18 protein-coding genes are annotated in these 16,677 nt (G+C 70.8%); 2 read left to right on the top strand and 16 right to left on the bottom strand.

All coding sequences use genetic code 11. The features are described 5' to 3' along the window. Positions 1-26: 26 nt before the first annotated feature. The 11 genes from AOK16_RS11135 to AOK16_RS27140 all read right to left on the bottom strand — a co-directional run bounded on the left by AOK16_RS11135 (position 27) and on the right by AOK16_RS27140 (position 10,575). On the bottom strand, positions 27-1,334 hold the full coding sequence (locus AOK16_RS11135) for a CaiB/BaiF CoA transferase family protein (RefSeq protein WP_079101259.1): 1,308 nt from the start codon (positions 1,332-1,334) through the stop codon (positions 27-29). A 2-nt stretch (positions 1,335-1,336) separates the two neighbouring features. Beyond that, positions 1,337-2,140, bottom strand: coding sequence for an enoyl-CoA hydratase/isomerase family protein (locus AOK16_RS11130; protein ID WP_276202493.1), 804 nt, complete (start codon positions 2,138-2,140; stop codon positions 1,337-1,339). A gap of 107 nt (positions 2,141-2,247) precedes the next feature. Then, positions 2,248-3,024 carry a FadR/GntR family transcriptional regulator gene (locus AOK16_RS11125; protein WP_055472094.1) on the bottom strand — a complete coding sequence of 259 codons (777 nt, stop codon included), beginning with the start codon at positions 3,022-3,024 and terminating at the stop codon, positions 2,248-2,250. 336 nt (positions 3,025-3,360) lie between these two features. Further along, positions 3,361-4,299, bottom strand: coding sequence for a terpene synthase family protein (locus tag AOK16_RS11120; RefSeq protein WP_157859175.1), 939 nt, complete (start codon positions 4,297-4,299; stop codon positions 3,361-3,363). Further along, positions 4,287-5,318 carry a hypothetical protein gene (locus AOK16_RS11115; RefSeq protein WP_055472092.1) on the bottom strand — a complete coding sequence of 344 codons (1,032 nt, stop codon included), beginning with the start codon at positions 5,316-5,318 and terminating at the stop codon, positions 4,287-4,289. The genes AOK16_RS11120 and AOK16_RS11115 overlap by 13 nt, the downstream gene beginning before the upstream one ends. A 155-nt stretch (positions 5,319-5,473) precedes the next feature. Next, positions 5,474-7,813, bottom strand: a complete 2,340-nt coding sequence (locus AOK16_RS11110) for a caspase, EACC1-associated type (protein ID WP_055472091.1) — start codon at positions 7,811-7,813, stop codon at positions 5,474-5,476. A gap of 15 nt (positions 7,814-7,828) precedes the next feature. Next, complete coding sequence (locus AOK16_RS11105) at positions 7,829-8,197, bottom strand: effector-associated constant component EACC1 (RefSeq protein WP_055472090.1); 369 nt, start codon at positions 8,195-8,197, stop codon at positions 7,829-7,831. Positions 8,198-8,544: 347 nt separating this feature from the next. Further along, positions 8,545-8,958 (bottom strand): TIGR03618 family F420-dependent PPOX class oxidoreductase, encoded by a 414-nt coding sequence (locus AOK16_RS11100; protein ID WP_055472089.1) that lies wholly within the window; start codon positions 8,956-8,958, stop codon positions 8,545-8,547. A gap of 161 nt (positions 8,959-9,119) precedes the next feature. Then, positions 9,120-9,485 carry a hypothetical protein gene (locus AOK16_RS11095; RefSeq protein WP_055472088.1) on the bottom strand — a complete coding sequence of 122 codons (366 nt, stop codon included), beginning with the start codon at positions 9,483-9,485 and terminating at the stop codon, positions 9,120-9,122. A gap of 54 nt (positions 9,486-9,539) precedes the next feature. Then, on the bottom strand, positions 9,540-10,052 hold the full coding sequence (locus AOK16_RS11090; protein WP_055472087.1) for a methyltransferase domain-containing protein: 513 nt from the start codon (positions 10,050-10,052) through the stop codon (positions 9,540-9,542). A 379-nt stretch (positions 10,053-10,431) separates the two neighbouring features. Continuing rightward, positions 10,432-10,575, bottom strand: coding sequence for a hypothetical protein (locus AOK16_RS27140; RefSeq protein ID WP_157859174.1), 144 nt, complete (start codon positions 10,573-10,575; stop codon positions 10,432-10,434). Between the two features lie 107 nt (positions 10,576-10,682). Between AOK16_RS27140 and AOK16_RS11085 the strand changes: the two genes are divergently transcribed. Then, positions 10,683-11,189 carry an NUDIX domain-containing protein gene (locus tag AOK16_RS11085; protein WP_055472086.1) on the top strand — a complete coding sequence of 169 codons (507 nt, stop codon included), beginning with the start codon at positions 10,683-10,685 and terminating at the stop codon, positions 11,187-11,189. Between the two features lie 16 nt (positions 11,190-11,205). Here the strand turns inward: AOK16_RS11085 and AOK16_RS11080 are convergent, their stop codons facing one another. The 3 genes from AOK16_RS11080 to AOK16_RS11070 all read right to left on the bottom strand — a co-directional run bounded on the left by AOK16_RS11080 (position 11,206) and on the right by AOK16_RS11070 (position 12,166). Then, positions 11,206-11,418, bottom strand: coding sequence for a DUF6126 family protein (locus tag AOK16_RS11080; RefSeq protein ID WP_055472085.1), 213 nt, complete (start codon positions 11,416-11,418; stop codon positions 11,206-11,208). Next, positions 11,408-11,758: an ArsR/SmtB family transcription factor gene (locus tag AOK16_RS11075; RefSeq protein WP_055472084.1), complete on the bottom strand. Its 351-nt coding sequence runs from the start codon at positions 11,756-11,758 to the stop codon at positions 11,408-11,410. Before AOK16_RS11075 ends, AOK16_RS11080 begins: the two co-directional genes overlap by 11 nt. Before the next feature lie 156 nt (positions 11,759-11,914). Then, positions 11,915-12,166 (bottom strand): hypothetical protein, encoded by a 252-nt coding sequence (locus tag AOK16_RS11070; RefSeq protein ID WP_055472083.1) that lies wholly within the window; start codon positions 12,164-12,166, stop codon positions 11,915-11,917. A 129-nt stretch (positions 12,167-12,295) separates the two neighbouring features. On the opposite strand from AOK16_RS11070, the gene AOK16_RS11065 reads away from it, so the two are divergent. Next, a complete protein-coding gene (locus AOK16_RS11065) occupies positions 12,296-14,143 on the top strand; it encodes an FAD-dependent monooxygenase (protein ID WP_079101256.1) in 1,848 nt (615 codons plus the stop codon). 169 nt (positions 14,144-14,312) lie between these two features. Here the strand turns inward: AOK16_RS11065 and AOK16_RS11060 are convergent, their stop codons facing one another. Both AOK16_RS11060 and AOK16_RS11055 read right to left on the bottom strand, forming a co-directional pair. Beyond that, positions 14,313-15,194 carry an ABC transporter substrate-binding protein gene (locus tag AOK16_RS11060; protein WP_055472081.1) on the bottom strand — a complete coding sequence of 294 codons (882 nt, stop codon included), beginning with the start codon at positions 15,192-15,194 and terminating at the stop codon, positions 14,313-14,315. A gap of 174 nt (positions 15,195-15,368) precedes the next feature. Then, positions 15,369-16,472, bottom strand: coding sequence for a heme/hemin ABC transporter substrate-binding protein (locus AOK16_RS11055; protein ID WP_055472080.1), 1,104 nt, complete (start codon positions 16,470-16,472; stop codon positions 15,369-15,371). Positions 16,473-16,677 lie beyond the last annotated feature (205 nt).

The following is a 16,677-nucleotide window of genomic DNA, read 5'->3' as shown; positions in this document are numbered from 1 at the left end:
ACCGGCGCCGGTCACCACCGCGATGGTCATGCTGTGCTCGCCTCCTGCTGTCGGGTCGCCGACTGCGCCACCGGGCGCTGCGCCAACTGGTCTTGTGCCGCCGGGTCTTGTCCCGATGAGTCCTGTGCCGATGGGGCCTGTGCCGACCGGTCCTGCGCCGCCGCGCCCTCGGCGAGGAGCGCGTCGATCCGGTCCGCCGCGTAGCCGAGTTCGGCCAGCAGCTCCCGGGTGTGCTCACCGGCCAGCGGCGCGCCCCGGCTGACCTCGGGCGCGGTCCGGCTGAGCCGGAAGGGGAAGCCGGGGGTGGTCACGGTGCCCTCGGTGGGGTGCTCGTACGTGACCAGGGAGCCGTTGTGCCGCACCTGCGGGTCGCGGAGCACGTCCGCGTACGCGTACACCGGGCTCGCCCACAGGCCGTGTTCGGCGAACAGCTCCAGCCACTCCCCGGTCGTACGGGTCGTGAGGGCGGCGGACACGATGGCGTTGATGTCGTCGCGGCGGGTGTGCCCGTCCACGTTCTCGTCCATCGCGGACAGTTCGGCGCTGCCCAGCAGCCCGCCCAGCACGGCGAGATTGGGCATGGCCAGGGCGACGTGGCCGTCGGCGGTGGCGAACGCGCCGTAGGGGGCGCGGATGTAGGTGTGCCCGTGCGGCCGGCCGCCGCGCCGCTGCGGGACCCCGCCCACGGTGTAGATGGTCAACTCCTGGGCCTGCACGGCCAGCGCGGCGTCCAGCATGTTCACGCTGACGAGCTGGCCCTCGCCGGTCCGCTCCCGGTGCAGCAGCGCGGCCAGCGCACCCTCGACCGCGCTGTACGCGGTGATCGCGTCGATCGTGTACGTCCCGGCGGGCTGCGGCGGGTCGCCCTCGCGCCCGACGTTGTACATCGCGCCGGACATGGCCTGGAGCAGCAGATCCTGGCCGGGCCGGTTCGCGTACGGGCCGTCCTTGCCGTAGCCGGAGATGGAGACGTAGACGATCCCGGGGTTGGTCCTGCGGACCGACTCGTAGTCCACGCCGAGGCGTTCGGCCACGCCGGTGCGGTAGTTCTGCACGAACACGTCGGCGCCGGCTATGAGGTCGTGGACGGCCTGGCGCCCGGCCGGGGACTTGAGGTCGAGGGCCAGGCTGCGCTTGTTGCGGTTCAGGGCCAGGAACGAGGCGTTGATCCGGTTCCCGGTGGCGCCGCCGGCCGGGGCATGGCGCTGCCACTCCCCCGTCACCGGCTCGACCTTGACGACGTCGGCGCCCAGGTCGCCCATGCGCATGGCGGCCAGGGGGCCGGCCATCGCGATGGACAGGTCCACGACGCGGTATCCGCTCAGGGCTCCCATGGTCACCGCTCCTTGAAGTCGGGCGTACGGCGCTCGGCGAACGCGGCGCGGCCCTCGGCGGCGTCGCCGGTGGCGAAGCAGATGGTCTGGAGGTGGCGTTCGAGGCGGATCGCCTCGTCCAGGGGCATGCTGTGGGCGGCGCGCAGGTTGAGCTTCGCGGTCTGCGCGGCGATCGGCGCGCGGGCGGCGATCGCCTCGCCGAGCTCGGTGGCGACCCCCAACAGCCGGTCGTCGTCGGCCACTTCGCTGACCAGCCCCCAGGCGAGGGCGGTCGCGGCGTCGACCGGATCGCCGGTGAGGACCATCCGGGCCGCGTTGCCCGGCCCGATGCTGTGCACCAGCTGGGCGGACATGCCACTGCCGCCGATCCAGCCGAGCTTCACCTCGGGCGCCGCGAACCGCGCCGAGGCGGCCGCGATCCGGATGTCCGCCGCCAGGGCCAGCTCCAGGCCGCCGCCGAGGGCGTGGCCGTTGATGGCGGCGATCACCGGTTTGCGGCAGGTGCGCAGCAGGTCACCGTAGTCGTCCCGGTTGCCGAACTCCCAGGGCGTGGCGTACGCGTCGAGGCCGCGGATGTCGCTGCCCGCGCAGAAGGCGCGTCCGGTGCCGGTGAGGACGACGACCCTGGCGCGGGTGCCGGTGTTGATCTCGGCGATGTGGGCGGCGAGTTGGGCCGTCATACGCGGGGTGAGCGCGTTGAGTTTGGCGGGCCGGTCGAGAGTGAGGAGGGCGACCCGCCCTTCGGCACCGACGTACTCCAGGCGTACGTCGCCGTCCCCCTGGGGAGTTTTCGCCGGCTCTGCCACCCCGGCGGGTTGGGTTGTTCCGGTCCGCTCGGTTGTTGCGGTCGGCTCGGTTGTTCCGGTCCGCTCTACTGCCCCGGCGGGTTCGGTTCTTCCGGTCGGTTCCGCCATCACTGGTCTCCCTCGGGCCCGCACTGCCGCAGCGCGTCCTCGGGGCGCTCCCGCAGCGCGTCCTCGCGAGCGACTTCGACGATCTCCCGCATGGCTTCCTCAGCCTTCCTGTGGTGCCGCCGGCGGATCGCGACCGCGACCCGCTCGTGGGCGGGCAGGGTTTCCTTGTTGTGGCCGGCGGAGTGCGTGTGGAGAGGCCGCACCGCGCTCATCGGCACGCTGATGACGTCGTGGATGTAGAGCAGCAGGTCGTTGGCGCCGGCCACGAACACCGCGCGGTGGAAGGCGAGATCGGCCTCGATGAACGCGCGCGGGTCCGGGTCGTCCACGGTGGCCCACAGATCGGCCATGGCGCGCTCGACCTCGCGCCGGGCGGCCGGCCCCGCCGACTCCGCGGCCAGCCGGGCGGCGCCGGGCTCCAGCGCGACGCGCAGGTCGGCGAGGGCGGCCACGTCGGTGTCGGACGCCTCGGGGTGGTAGCGCCAGCGCAGCACATCGGGGTCAAGCAGGTTCCAGGACTCGCGGGAGCGCACCCTCGTACCGGCGCTCGTACGGCTCTCCAACAGCCCTTTCCCGGCAAGGACCTTGATGCCCTCTCGGAGCGAGGAGCGCCCGACGCCGTACTCGGCGACCAGCTGCTCCTCAGTGGGCACCGCGGCCCCGGGCGCCATCTCCCCGCGCACGATCCGCGCGCCCAGCGCCTGCACCACGCGCCCGGCACGGCCATTGGACGGGTACGCGGGCGGGAGCCCGGGAACGGGATCGGGCACGGGCACGGCGGCTTCCCCCTCGATCGTCGGAGACCTCGACGGCGGGGCAGACGCTAGCCAGGAGGCGGGCGGGGGTCAATGGCTTCATCAGATAAACAAGCGAGTTTGTCTGATGAAGTCGTACCGCTTCGGCAGCGCACCACCGGGTGCGCGCCTCCTTACGCGCGGTAGTGCGCCCGACTGCGAACATTCACCACGGTCGTGGCGGTGATTCCGATCACCGCCAACCTCGACTGCCCGTCAACGGCCTCAGCAGTCTGTCCGCCGTCGTCGCCGCGGCGTCCTTCCAGCAACCGGACTGCCGGGTCCCCCCAGCTCGCTGATCCGACGCGACTCCCGTCCCTAACTCACGTCGGGGATCACGCGCAGGCCGCTCAGCCGTGCCCGGCTGCCGGGATAGCGGTCCTCCAGGTGGTGGATGGTTTCCAAGTTGCCGTTGGCCTGGAGACGGATCAGCTCGACCCGGTCCCGCAGCCGCGGCTCCGCGTGTCCGTGTTCGGCCAGCAGCTGCGTAGCCCGTGCGGCGAACCGCTCAGCGTCACGGTTGTGCTCCTCGACGACGTGCCGGACGGCTGCTTCGCGTGATCCCAGGACGGGCTCGAGCAGCAGGACGGAGTTGATGTCGACGACCTGGGTGTCATCCACCGGCCGGGCGTCCCGGTCGAGTGAGCCCAGGTCGTTGGCGAGCACGATGATGTGCGCGGCCAGCTCAAGCAGTCCGCTGAGCTCCAGTGTCTCCTCCATGTCAGGGGCGAGGTGCAGGCCGAGCTCGGCGGTCCAGCACGCGTCGTAGAGGGGCACTAGAATCGTGTGCTTCCGGTACGGCCAGTAGCTCTCGACGGTCAACTCATCCACGGTGAGCGACTGCTCGGCCAGCTCCCGGGACGCCCAGGCCCGGAATGCTTCCTCCAGCCGCGCGGTGGAGGCCCCCTTCCGGCGGAGCGTCTCCAGGATCGCGTGGACGCATGCCACGCCCTCGTACGGCGCATCCAGGGCACCGGACTCGATGCACCGCACCACAGCCTCGATCTCCTCAACCGTCACGTCGTCCACCAGAAAGACGAACAGGACGAAGAGCCTCCCGCTGTTCACCTCGGGGCCGGCAGTCCGCCACGGGGCGCAATACGCGTCGAAGGTGGCCGCGATGTAGGCCTGGCGGGCGTGATAGTCCCTGCCCCTGGCGCAGGTGCAGTGGCTCAGCGACCAGGAGAGCAACTCCTCTGTGACACAGCGGTGTTGCCCGTCGAGAAACTCCGGCCGGGCGGCGGTCACGGCGTCCATCCGTGCAGGGCGCGGACGGCGAAGGCGGTCGTGAGGTGCGGGGAGCCGAACCAGAGCGGCACCCTTCCCATCCGGAAATAGCCGGACGCGGGCCACGAACCGTCCTGCCGCTGCTGTGCGGCGAGTTGCTCACGCCACTGGGCCGGGCAAGCGAGCCCGAGGTGGTCCGCGGCGATAGCCAGCAGCGCGAGGCCAAGGGCGCCTTCCGGTTCCGCGCGTCTCAGGGCGGCTGCCAGCGGGCTGGCCAGCCGGCTCGCGCACTGTTCGCACCGACGGCACACGCGGGCGGCGGCGTGCACTAAGGCCGCGGGGGACGGGTAGTAGCGCGTGCCCTTCTCGTAGTCGCCGGACATCAAGTGGCTGTGAAGATACGTGATGGTGGCGAGGCACATGTCCGTATGCCCCGCCGCGAGGTGCAGGGTGGCCAGTATGTTGGCGCAGACGACCGCGTCATGCTTGCGGCCGCGCGGCGAGACGCCGGGTTCCACCCCGTCGTCCCAGTACACGAGGAAGACCCCTTTGCGGAGGGGGCCGTCCGGCATTCCGTCCTCGGTCCTGGCCGAGGACTTGACGAGGTCCTGAGCCGTCGCCAGCAGCTGGCTTCTCGAGATCAGACCGTGCTCGAAGAGCGCGCCTGCCGCGAGAGCGGTGCAATCGGTGTCGGCGGCGAAAGCGGGGACACTGGGAAAGAACCGGAAACGGTTCCCCCGGCGCGCCCCCTCCACCTGCCGGACCACCTCCGCCACGAAGCGCCGCTCGGCCCGGCCGACGGTCGGCGGGAGCACCGCCAGCGCGGTCATCGCGGAGAACGCCTCGTCCCCCGGATCGAACCCTATGTCCGTGCCGTGCCGCTGCCGCAGCAGGCGGCGGGCTGCGCCGGACTCCACGGTCTCGGCGAAGGACGGGTCGAAGGAGTACAGCGCGGACGGCATACCGTCCTTGGAGGCGGAGAGGAAGGCCATCCCCCGGGCGGCGACGGAGGACGGTGTGGCACGGTGCGCGAGCGCGTCTTCGGGCATGAGGGCACCCCGCGGTTTCACTCCGGATGGACAGGTATCCGTCGTATGCCAGCAGGGCCGCCGCGGGAAGTGCCCCGGGATGGGGAGGGCGTTGAACGCGTTGAACGCCGGGGCTACGGTCACCAGCGCTTGCCCTCCCTCCCGCCGTGTCCGGATCATCGCATCGGATGAGGAACGAAAGCCCTCTCCATACCAGGCGGCTCGTAAGGGATACCGGTGCGCGACAGCACAGTTGCCACGCGTGTATCGCCGTCGGCTTCAACCTCGATGATGGGGATCGCCTTACGGTCAGGGGTGCCGTCCCGTGACATCGAGATCCAGCCGCTGGCCCCCGCCACGGCGTGGACGCCGTAGAACGTGCGGATGACGGACAGGGCGGCGGCGCGCCCGGACGCCGCCGAGACGGCTTGGCCCGTCCTGATCGCTGTCACGGCGGTCAATATCATGTCGTGACTCATGATCGCGTATCCATCGCCCAACGAACTGCCGGGGAATTCCCTCTCGTACACCCCGCCGCGGCGAAATGGCGCGGTCGCCTTCGCGGAAAAGCAACCCGGGCGCTCCGACCAGGCGTCCGCGTGGGCAAGGCCTGTGTAGCGGAGTTCCACATTGCCTCTCCTCAGGGCGCGCTTGAGATCATCGGCCCTTTCCGACAACAGCGCCTGCGCGACGTCGTCCCCGGAGAAGACGGTCATGCGCTTGCCGACACAAGAGCGGTCAGCAAGCGCGGTCAGGAAATCCGGGAGGTCGAGTCCGCGTCCGGCGAAATAGACCACGCCGGCCTTCTCCAGGCAGAGATTGGGCATCTGGTATTGGAAGTAAGCGGCGGTGCTGCCCTGCGACGAGTTGAAGGTCATCTCGGGTGAATGACGGGTGGGAAGCGCGTCCTTGAATTCCTCGGCGAGTTCGCGAGTGAGGAGATATCGCGGGTTCTCATCACGTACGAGCAGTACCTTCTCGGCGTCGTACGGCTTGGTGGACAGCGTTTTCGCCACGGCAGCGGCCTGATCGCCGGGTGAGGGTGCGATGGTGACCAGTCCGGGCTCATCACGCAGCTGTCTGGTTGCCGGGGTGGACGCGACCGTCGCCACGCCGGCCTCGGTCAGACGCGTGACGGCCCTCTCCATGGCCGCGGTGGGCCGGAGCCCGGCTACCGCGACGATTCTTTCGCAGTCGCCTCGAGCGACCGTCTCGTCGACGACGGAGTCCAGTGCCTCGGCGTTGCTCCCGGTATTGGCCAGCAGCAACCTGATCAGCGGAATCTGCTCACCATCGCGGTGGTTGGCCAGGTACTGGGCGGTGTAGGCCCCCTCCAGTTCGTGTTGCACCGCTGCCCGGGCCCCGTGGTCTGGCCCTTCAGCGGTCATGGGCCTCATATAGACGATGGTCTCGTAATGCTTCCCAGTGTCGGCGACCCTGTCGTTCTCGGTCTTGATCCGCTCGCTCACCCTCTTCAGGCCGGAGGCGAACGGGTAATCGCCGTCGGTCAGCCCGACACCCTTGTTGTCGGGTCCGAGTTCCCCCGTGCCCTCGGCACAGCTGCCGTCCTCGGTCAGGGACCGGACGACGGCCGTGGCGCTGCCGACCAGGACGGCCATCACGCAGGCGAGAACCGCCACCCGGAACCACCACCGGTTCCACAGGGCACGCACCCCGCTCGGTCCTGGCTCCGCGGGACGTCCCGAGCCGAGGTCGGTACCGCCCGACGTGGCCAGTACCGGTGACGGCGGGGGCGGCGGGTCGGGAACCGGCGTCGCCCGGTTGCGCGCAATGCAGATCCGGCCGCCGGTATTGCGATTGCGCTGCTGGGGCACGGGGCGTGACCTGGCGCGCAGTTCGGAGGAGACCTTCCGGTACAGGGTCTCCATGTCCAGCAGCTCACCGGCTCCGGGAACCCCCTGCTCGAGCAACCGGATCAGCGCGCCCGTGAAGGCCGTGAAACGTTCTCCCGGCGGCGCGAGGGCCCGTTCCGTCTCGGAGGACGCGGTGATGACGCATGTCCCCTCGATCTCGACGAGGTCGGCCGGATTGTCCTCCGCCACAGTCCCCATGTCGCCCGCGAGCGCCCACCCGCTGAAGCAGCAATCGAGCAGCAGCACCCTTTTGTTCGCCTCGACCTCGTGATGCACCATGACGCGCCTGAGGTCCTCGAACCGCAGCGCGGCGCTCACCCGCGCCCCACCGGGACGCGAGCCCGGCAGGGCGAGATGGAGTTCACCGGTCAGCGGGTCCACCAGGCCGTGACCGGCGTAGTAGACCACCAGCGTGTCCTCCGCAGTGCGGGCCGCCTCTTCCACCGTCTCCAGAACATGCTCGGCGGTCCGCGGCTGGCGCAGCACGGTGATCCTGCCCCGGGGTACCCCCCAGATCGCGGGTTGGCGCAGCGCTCCGGCCAGGCCGGTGAGGTTGCGTGTGACAGCGGGCAGATCGTTGAGGTGGTCGTAGGCGTGGCACCCGATGATCACCACGCTGGACTTGTCGGGGCGGGAGAGCATGGCGTCGCGCGCCTCTTAGGAGTCCCCACCGGAGGGCCGCCGGTCCCCGGCTTCCCGGAGCCTCTCGGTGAGCAAGGCGATGAACTCGGGATCGCCTCTGTCGACGGCGACCGTCACCCCGTTCACCTCGATGCGGACGGTCGGCGCCGACGGACGTGTGGCACGCCAGGTGGCCAGGGTCGTCAGAAGGGACCCGAGCGCGATGGCGTTGGCCACCACGACGTTGACCCACTCCACGGCCGACCCCATGGCGTCCCCCGCTTGGGCCGACCCCGATGTCACCTGGGCGTGCCCGCGCAGCGCCCGTTCACGGAGAAGCCACTGGTACAAGGCGCTGGTCTCGCGGCCGACTTCGTCGTCGGCCAACTCCAGGACCAGCTGCATGACGGCTCCTCCTCCAGGCGACGGCTACGGTACGCCAGCGGCAACGGCGCACGGCCCGGGAAGACCGACGCGCACCTTCCCCCGATTCACGCGGCGACGCAACGGCCCGCCAACTCCCCTGCCCCGGAGAGATTTTACGGCCCGTGCACGCCGACGACACGCGGTCCGGGAGCGTGCCGGGAGGCCAATGCCGAGGTGCGTGCCCCCAGCCGCCGGATCGTCCGCACGCGATCCACCGGCCGGCGTGGCCTCAGCAGGGCAATGGTCAGGACCCTGACTCGCTGAACCACGCGACGGCGATGCCTGCCAACCCCGGTCGCTGCGCATCCCGTCCGGCGGCTCACTGCTCACCGCGGCCCGAAGGGCTCGACACCGACGACACGGCGTACACGCAGTGGCTCAATCACCACCGTCACCCGCTGCTCCCCGGGCAGCAACCACTCATACGGCGTGCCCAGGTACTTGTGCGCGAGCCGGTCCATGTCCCGTTCTGCCTTCGGCCCCTCGACGAAGCGGGCGACGCGGCCGTGGATCTGGATGCGGTCGAAGGGCTCGGCGTGATGGGAGAGACACACCCGCGGGTCATGACGCAGATTGCGCAACTTGACCCTGCCCACCGAGGTGTTGAACCAGGGGTTGTCCCCGTCCAGACCCATCCACATGGGACTCACGTGGGGCGCCCCATCAGGGCCGGTCGTCGCCACGAACCACACGTCCGGCGCCGCCAGCCGCTCCCGTATGCCCTCGCTCAACTCCCGCATCGTTTGCACTCCGCATCACTCGCCGCCTGACCACAACCGGCGACGTTGCAGGCGGTGGTAGCGGCCGTCAACAGCCGTTCTCCGTCTCGTCTTGGGGACAGGTCGGTCGGTCTCAACGGCCGACCATGGCCGTGCGCAGTCCTCACGTCCCCGACCACCGCTCAAGTCAGTGACTTCTCGATGGCCTCGAAAATGTCCGAGTCGGTTTCCTGCTGCCAGTCGGGCAGGTCCGACCAGTCGGCCACGTACCCCGGCTTGGGGTCCTCGAAGTGCCGGTACATCTGGGCCGTCCAGCAGGTCGCGACGAACCGCCCCTTCTGCTCGCGGCTCAGCCGCGCCGCCTGGCCGTCACTCAGCGCGAAGAACTGCACCACCTGCTCGTACACCGCACCGGCGGCCTGGCGTTCCCACTCCGGAGTGTCGTCCCAAGGCGTCACGTACCCCGCCTTCGGCTCGCCGGGAAAGTACTCGCGCACGCCCGCGATCCACGTCTCCCGAAACAGCCGCGCCCCATCTTGCTGCGCCATGCCGGCCCCTCTCGTCACTGGTGTTCACTGCCTGATCTCGGCGTCCAAGCCAGCCTATTGAGTGGGCAGAGGCCAGGATGGGCCTTCGGGATCTTGGTACCAGGCCCGCTGGCCCTCGGACGTGATCGTGAGTCCGAAGTCTTCTCGGAGGGGAATGCCGCCCGGGAAGACCTCGGCCAGTTCCTCAACGGTGTCCCAGAGCCTCTGGTGGCCGATCTGGCGAACCTTGCCCCCGGCGTCGGAAACGGCGGTGGATCCGTCCTCCGTCCACAAGCCTACGCTGGTCAGATTTTCTTTGTTGTCAAACCATGAGCAGGAATTGTACCCGGGGAGCGCCAGCGAGAGCGGGAATTTCAGACGGTCGATCACATCGTTTGCCGGAACCGCAGTTCGCTCGGCAGGCCTGGCTTCGAGACCGCCGAAGTCCGGGGCCTTGCTTGGGACGCGGCGCGGCATGAAATAGGCGGGCGTGGGAAGAAACCGGCCAGTCGCCTCGCGGCCGCCCCAGACAGCGATCCGCGCGATACCGAAGCCGATCGGCGCGACGGTGATGGATTGCTCGCGCACCTGGTCGAGTAGGGCACACGGAATGCTGCGTCTCGCACCACCGGCCTTGCTCGTCCTGCCGGTAGAAGGTGGGGATGAAAAGGTGGCGTGGCACATCGGCGAACGCGGTCAGCCATTCGCTGGAGCGCCCTTCTCCCAGGGCGGCAGCAAACTTCTCCCGAAGTTCAGCTGCCTTGCTATTTGTTGGGGCGGTCATGTGGCGATCCCTTGCAGGTAGTCGGCGTACGCGGAAGCGATGGGTAGCCCGGTACGGTTCTCGACCCACGACCAGGTTCCGGCTGGGTTGTTCTCGAAACACCCATGCGCTGTCGGGGGTTACAGCGAAGCGGTGAACCTGCGGGAGGACGGGCGAGCACGGTCTTTGGCTCTGAGCCGGATTTCACTTGCCGGTGTCCATGTGCACCGGCTGGATCTCGATGCCGCCGTCAGCACAGGGCATGACCTGCTCAAGACCAACCCAACCCTCGGATCGATCAGAGTCGTCCACCAGCTCGACGACCTCCGACGCTTGCTGGAGCCCCACAAAGCGTATGGGCCAGTGCGGGAGTACCTGGCCCAGCTTGACGACGCACGGCGCGCGAGAATGCTCTTGCTGGCCGACATCATCACCTCCAGGGAAGGCACCTCTATATGAGGCCCACACCTGGCGACCCTGACGCCTGGAACGCGTACCTCGCCGAGGGGAACGCCAAGCAGGCCCGTAAACGCGTCGCGGCGGACGTACTCCTCCGGGATCCCCTCGGTCGCGTACTGCTGGTGAACCCCACCTACAAACCAGGCTGGGACCTGCCCGGAGGCATGGCGGAGGCCAACGAGCCACCCGAGCACACAGTGGTCCGTGAGCTCAGGGAGGAACTGGGGCTGGAGATCACCCTGAGCGGGCTCCTGGTCGTCGACTGGGTGCCCCCACACGGGCCATGGGACGACCAGGTCGCCTTCGTTTTCGACGGGGGAACGCTTCACACAGTCGAGGAACTGCTCCCGCGGGACGAGGAGTTGTCCGAGGCGCGCTTCGTCTCGGTGGGCAAGGCACGTGAACTGCTGCCTCAGAGGATGCGGAACCGGCTCAGTGAAGCGCTCGCAGCTGCGAGCCGAGGGCGGCCCGTCTACCTTCACGACGGTCACACGGCCTGGTGACCAGGCGTCGGGGGCGCTACTTGCCCGCGTGGTCGCCCACGTAGAAGAGCAGCCAGACGAAGCCGGCGAAGAGGTGGGTCGCGAAGACGTAGATCCCTACGCGCAGGATGACGCCCTTCTCCTTCCAGCCCTCGTTGTGGGCCTTGGAGTCGGAAGACGGCCGTTGGGCGTGGGACGAAGTCCCAGACACGCCAGGGGCGTCGGGGGTGTTGCGGACGTCATCGGACATGGGAGTCTCCTCGTTCGCCCCCGCGCAACTCCGCGAGCAGTTCGTTCTGGTCCGCCAGCAGTGCGCTCAGGATGCGCCGGGCGGCGGCCAGCAGCTCCGCCACGTCGCCGCCCGCCAGCTCGTACACCACGGTCGAGCCGTTGCGGGTGGCGGTCACGATGCCGGAGCGGCGGAGCACGGCGAGCTGCTGGGAGAGGTTGGACGGCTCGATCTCGATCGCGATCAGCAGGTCGCGTACGGGCTTGGGCCCGTCCTGGAGCAGTTCGAGGACGCGGATGCGCACCGGATGCCCCAGCATCCGGAAGAACTCGGCCTTCGCCTGGTAGAGCGGAACCGGCACTGGACCTCGATCCCTGGCAGAACAGCGCGGGCGCCCGGCGGGGCCCGCGTTCATGACCAAAGCATCATGTAGCGAATTGAAGAATTTCGCAATTCGTGGACGAGGAGACGCGCCCGGAAGGGCTGCCGGTCCCTGCGCCGCGGCGGTCCCGAGGGCCTATGGGGTTCCTCGCGGGCCAATGCCCGCGAGGACTGTCGTCACCAGGCCGTCCACAAAACCCGGCGGGACGGCCAACTCCCGCTCCCGGCCACCCTGGAGGAGGCGCGGCAGGACGAGTTCGTGGCACGCGCCCATGATCATGGCCGCGGCGGCGTCGGCGCTGGCCGCCGGGTCGAGGCGACCGAGTTCCTGCTCGGCGCGGAGGTAGTCCAGGAGGACCTTGCGCGGCCCCCCGCGCCGCGTCTCCACCGACGGATCGTGGATGGCGGCGAAGCGGGGGCATGATCTTGGGCTGGGTGATCAGCCCGCGGCACGTTCATGATAGCGGGGCTCGTCGGCGACCTGGCACGGGGGCATCTCGCGCGTTATATTCAACACATGATGAATTCTTCTCGCCCGCTCGATGTCCTGGTGGTCGGCGCCGGGCCGACCGGCCTCGCGCTCGCGGCGGAGCTGGCGCGGTACGGGGTCCGCTTCCGGCTGGTGGACCGGGCGCTGGACCGGGTCCACGAGTCGCGAGCCCTGGGCGTGCAGGCGCGCACGCTGGAGGTGCTGGAGCGGTTCGACGGGGTCGCCGACGCGATGGTGGAGCGCGGCAACCGGACCGTGCGGCTGCGGCTGCACTTCGGCCGGCGGACCGTGCCGGTGCCGCTGTTCGACATCGGCGTCGAGGACACCGCGTACCCGTACCTGCTCTTCCTCTCGCAGGCCGAGACCGAGCGCATCCTCTGCGAGCACCTCGGCGAGCGGGGCGTGGCCGTCGAGCGGGGCACGGAACTCACCGGCTTCGATCCCGCGGGCGACGGCGTCCGCTGCACGCTGCGCGGCCGGGACGGGCGGGAGGAGAGCGTGACGGCGCGGTACGTCGTCGGGTGCGACGGGGCGCACGGCACCGTGCGGCGCACGGCCGGGATCGCGTTCGAAGGCGGCGCCTACCCGCAGAGCTTCGTACTGGCGGACGTCGAGGCGGACGGGATCGAGCCGGGGTGGGCGCACATGTTCCCCGCCGCGCGCGGACTGCTGCTCGTACTCCCCCTGGGCGCGCCCGCGAGCTGGCGCGTGCTGGTCCAACGGCCTGTCGGGGATGCCGCGCCGGTGGAGCGGGCGGTCGAACTGGCCGAGGTGCAGCGGCTCGTGGACGGATACACCGGCGGGGGCGTAAGGCTGCGCGACCCGGTGTGGATGACCAACTTCCGGCTGCACAACCGCGGCGCCGCGCACTACCGGTCGGGCCGGGTGTTCCTGGCCGGCGACGCCGCCCACATCCACAGCCCCGCCGGGGCGCAGGGCATGAACACCGGTGTCCAGGACGCGGTGAACCTCGGCTGGAAGCTCGGCCTGGTCACGACCGGCCGGGCCGGGCCGGGGCTGCTGGACACGTACGAGCCCGAGCGGGCGCCCGTGGGCCGGCGGGTGCGGCGCTTCACCGACCGGGCGTTCACGGCGGGCACCTCGCCCCGGCCGCTCGTACGGTTCGCCCGCACCCGGCTGGCCCCGCGGCTGCTGCCGCTGCTGCTGCGCCTGGGGCCCGGGCGGGTGGCCGGGCTGCGTACGGTCTCGCAGCTCGCCATCCGCTACCGCTCCAGCCCGGCTTCACAGGAGGGGCCCGCGACCCCGCGCCGGGGCCCGAGGGCGGGCGACCGCCTGCCGGACGCGCCGATCGCCCTGGACGGCCGCCCGTCCACCCTGCACCGCGAACTCGCCGCCCCGGCCTACCACTTGCTGCTGTGCGGGCCACTGGAGGCGTGGGGCCCAGTCGGCGATCCGGGCCGGGACGACGCCGACTACCTGGTCGACGCCGACCGCCCGGGCGGAGCCGGCGCGCCCGAGACGGCGGACCGACCCGAGCCGGCAGGCCGGCCGGGGCCAGCGGGCCGGCCCGGACTGGTAGGCCGGCTCGGACCGGTAAGCCTGATCAACGAGGACGGCCGCCCCGGCCCGACCGGCCACCCCGGCACGGAAGGCCGGTTCGGCTCTGCCGACCGTGCCCGGGCGAACAACCCCACTGGCCCGGCGGACTTGCCCGGGCCGGTCGCCTTCCACCGGCTCACCGCGTACCCCGCGCCCGGCTGTCTGCACGATGCGGGCGGGCACGCGCTGCGCCGCCTCGGCCTCGGTGCCGGGGAGGTCGCGCACTTCCTCGTCCGGCCGGACGGGCACATCGGCTACCGGGCCGCCGGTACCGAACTCGGTGGCGTGCGCGCGTACTTGGCACGCTGGGGCTGATCCCGGGTCCCGTTGACCTCGAGAGGCCCGCGGGCGGGCGCGGAGGCCCTTGCCCGCGGACCTCAGGACTCGCGGGCCCCCGCCTACGGACCCCACCCACGGGCCCCTCACTCACAGGTCCCAAACCCACCGGCCCCGAGAGCCCGCCGACCCAAGGCGTGTGACCGCCTCAGCCCGCGCCGCGCAGCGCGGCCGCGATCGAGTCGAAGAAGCGGGCGTGGGCCGCGTGGCTGCATGGGGCTTCCGGGTTCCATGGGACGACGGCCCGTGCGCCGTCCAGGAGGGTGCGCCAGTGGTCGTCGGTGTGGAGGTCCTGGAGGGGGGTGGCGTTCGCGCGGGCGTCGGCCAGGATGATGTCCGGGGCCAGCGCGGCCACTTCGGCGCACGGAACCGTGGACCAGTTGGCGCCCGGCCCCTCGGCGGGATCCACGACGTTCACCCCGTGCTCGGCCAGCGCGCGAAGGCCCGCCCACGCGCGGGGGCGGGCGAGGTGGGCGTCGGGCCCGGCGGGCGACAGGGCCAGCACCCGGGGGCGAGCCGGGCCCGCGGCGGCGGTACGGAGGCGGGCCGCCGCCGCGTCGAACTCCTCCGCGGCCGGGGGCGTACCGCCGCCACCGTCGCCGAGCGCGTCGGCCAGTGCCGTGAACCGGTCCCGTACGTCGCCCAGTTCGCGCCCCTGTCCCACGTCGAGCACGACCACGGGAACGCTCTCCTCCAGGTGCTTGGCCACCTCCGGGTCGATCCCGTAGACCTGTCCGCCGCCGTAAGTGACAGCGACCACGAGGTCGGGTCCGGCTCCGAGGAGGGAGTCGGCGGTCAGCTCGGGCCCCGAGCCGAGGTACGCGATGTCCTCCACGGGGAGCGCCCCCGCCTTGACGGGGTCGGGCCGTTCGCCGTCGTGGCCGGAGCCGAACAGGCCGACGGGGGCTATCCCGTGGTCCCAGAGCGTCGCCCCGGCTTGTATGTAGGCGACGATCCTGGACGGTTGCCGGGGCGCGGCCGCCAAGCGCCCCCGGTCGTCCAGAAACTGCCAGTCCCGCTGCGGATCCATGGTCTCCGGCCCCCTGCCGTCACTCGTACCCGTGCTCGTGCTCGTGCTCGTACGCGGTGCCTGCCGCGAAGGTGTTCGCTCGCATGTGCCGCTTGCGCATGTCTGCCCGTGGGGCAGCCGCCCTGCACCTTTCGGTCGTGCCGGCTGCGCGGCCGCGCCGGTCCTACCGGTCGGTCATGACGGGCCGGTGCGGTGGATGCGGTCCACGAGGATGTCGATGACGAGAGGGGTGCGAGGGCCGAAACTGAGCAGCACGCCGTCCTCGAGATCGACGACGCGGCGGTTCATACCGGCCGGGGTCTCCTTGATGCCGGGGACGGCCAGGAGCCCGTCGAGGCCGCCGACCGATTCGAGGCCCTTGGACATCATGAGGATGACGTCGGGCTCCGCCTTGACCAGGGCCTCGCTGGTGATGGGGGTGAAGGGGTTCTTCAGCCCGGCGCCGGTGCCGGCGTCCCGCGCGCCCGCCGCGGCGATGAGGGAGTCGGCGCCCGAGCCCGGGCCGCCGATGAGGTAGACGGCGGCGCTGCCGCGCATGTAGAGGAAGGCGACCTCGGGCTTGCGTCCGGCGGGGAGGTTGGCGCGGGCGGCCGCGATCTCCTTCCGCGTACGGTCGTTGAGGGCCTGGCCCGCCTCCGGCACGCCGAGCGCCCGGGCGACGCGGGTGGTCCGGGTCTCGATGTCGGCGAGCTCGGTCGCCGGGTCGAGGACGACGACGGGGACGCCCGCCTCGCGGATCTGGTCGATGGCCTCCTTGGGGCCGGTGTCGGTGTCGGCGAGGACCACGGTCGGATCGAGGGACAGCACGCTCTCCGCGCCGACGTCGTGGGCCTTGGTGACGAGCGGGAGCCTCTCGGCCTGCTCGAACGTGGCGGTGACGTCGCGGCCGACGACGCGGTCGCCGAACCCGAGCGTGAAGACGATCTCGGCTATGCCGCCGTTGAGGGGCAGGACGCGGGAGGCGTCCCGCACCGTGACCTCGCGCCCGTCGGAGGACTTGACGGTGACCGGCAGCTCCGGCTCGGGGGCCTCGCCTTCCAGCGGGACGACTTCGTTCCTGGCGAGCTGCTTCTCGGCCGCCGCGGCCCGCTCGCTCGCCGCCGCCCACCCGTTCGCCGCGGCCCGGGTGGGCTCGCCCCCGGAGCCGCCCGCCTGGGCGCCCGAGCAGCCCGAGACGAGCACGGTCAGCGCGAAGAGCAGAGCGGCAATTCCCCTGCCGTGTCTCGGGCGTGAGGACTGCTCAGAGGACGGCTCCGAGGACTTCTCAGGTGTGGGCATCTTCCAACCCCCTTGGCAATTACGTTAGGTTAGGCTTACCTTAGTGATCCATGGTGGGGGTGTCGATCCGAATGAACAGAAGTGACATCTGTGTGGGGTTCGCCGCGGCCGTCGCGGCCTGCGGTCTGGCCGTTGCCCATGCCCCGGCGGCCGCGGCCGCCGGACCTTCGGCGACCGGGCCCGAGGGCCAGAAGCTGACCGTCTC

The organism is Streptomyces pathocidini, from assembly GCF_001418495.1.
GTDB classification, from domain to species: Bacteria; Actinomycetota; Actinomycetes; order Streptomycetales; family Streptomycetaceae; genus Streptomyces; species Streptomyces pathocidini.
Note: the sequence above shows the minus strand (reverse complement) of the source record. Positions and strands in the feature narration are given on the sequence as shown.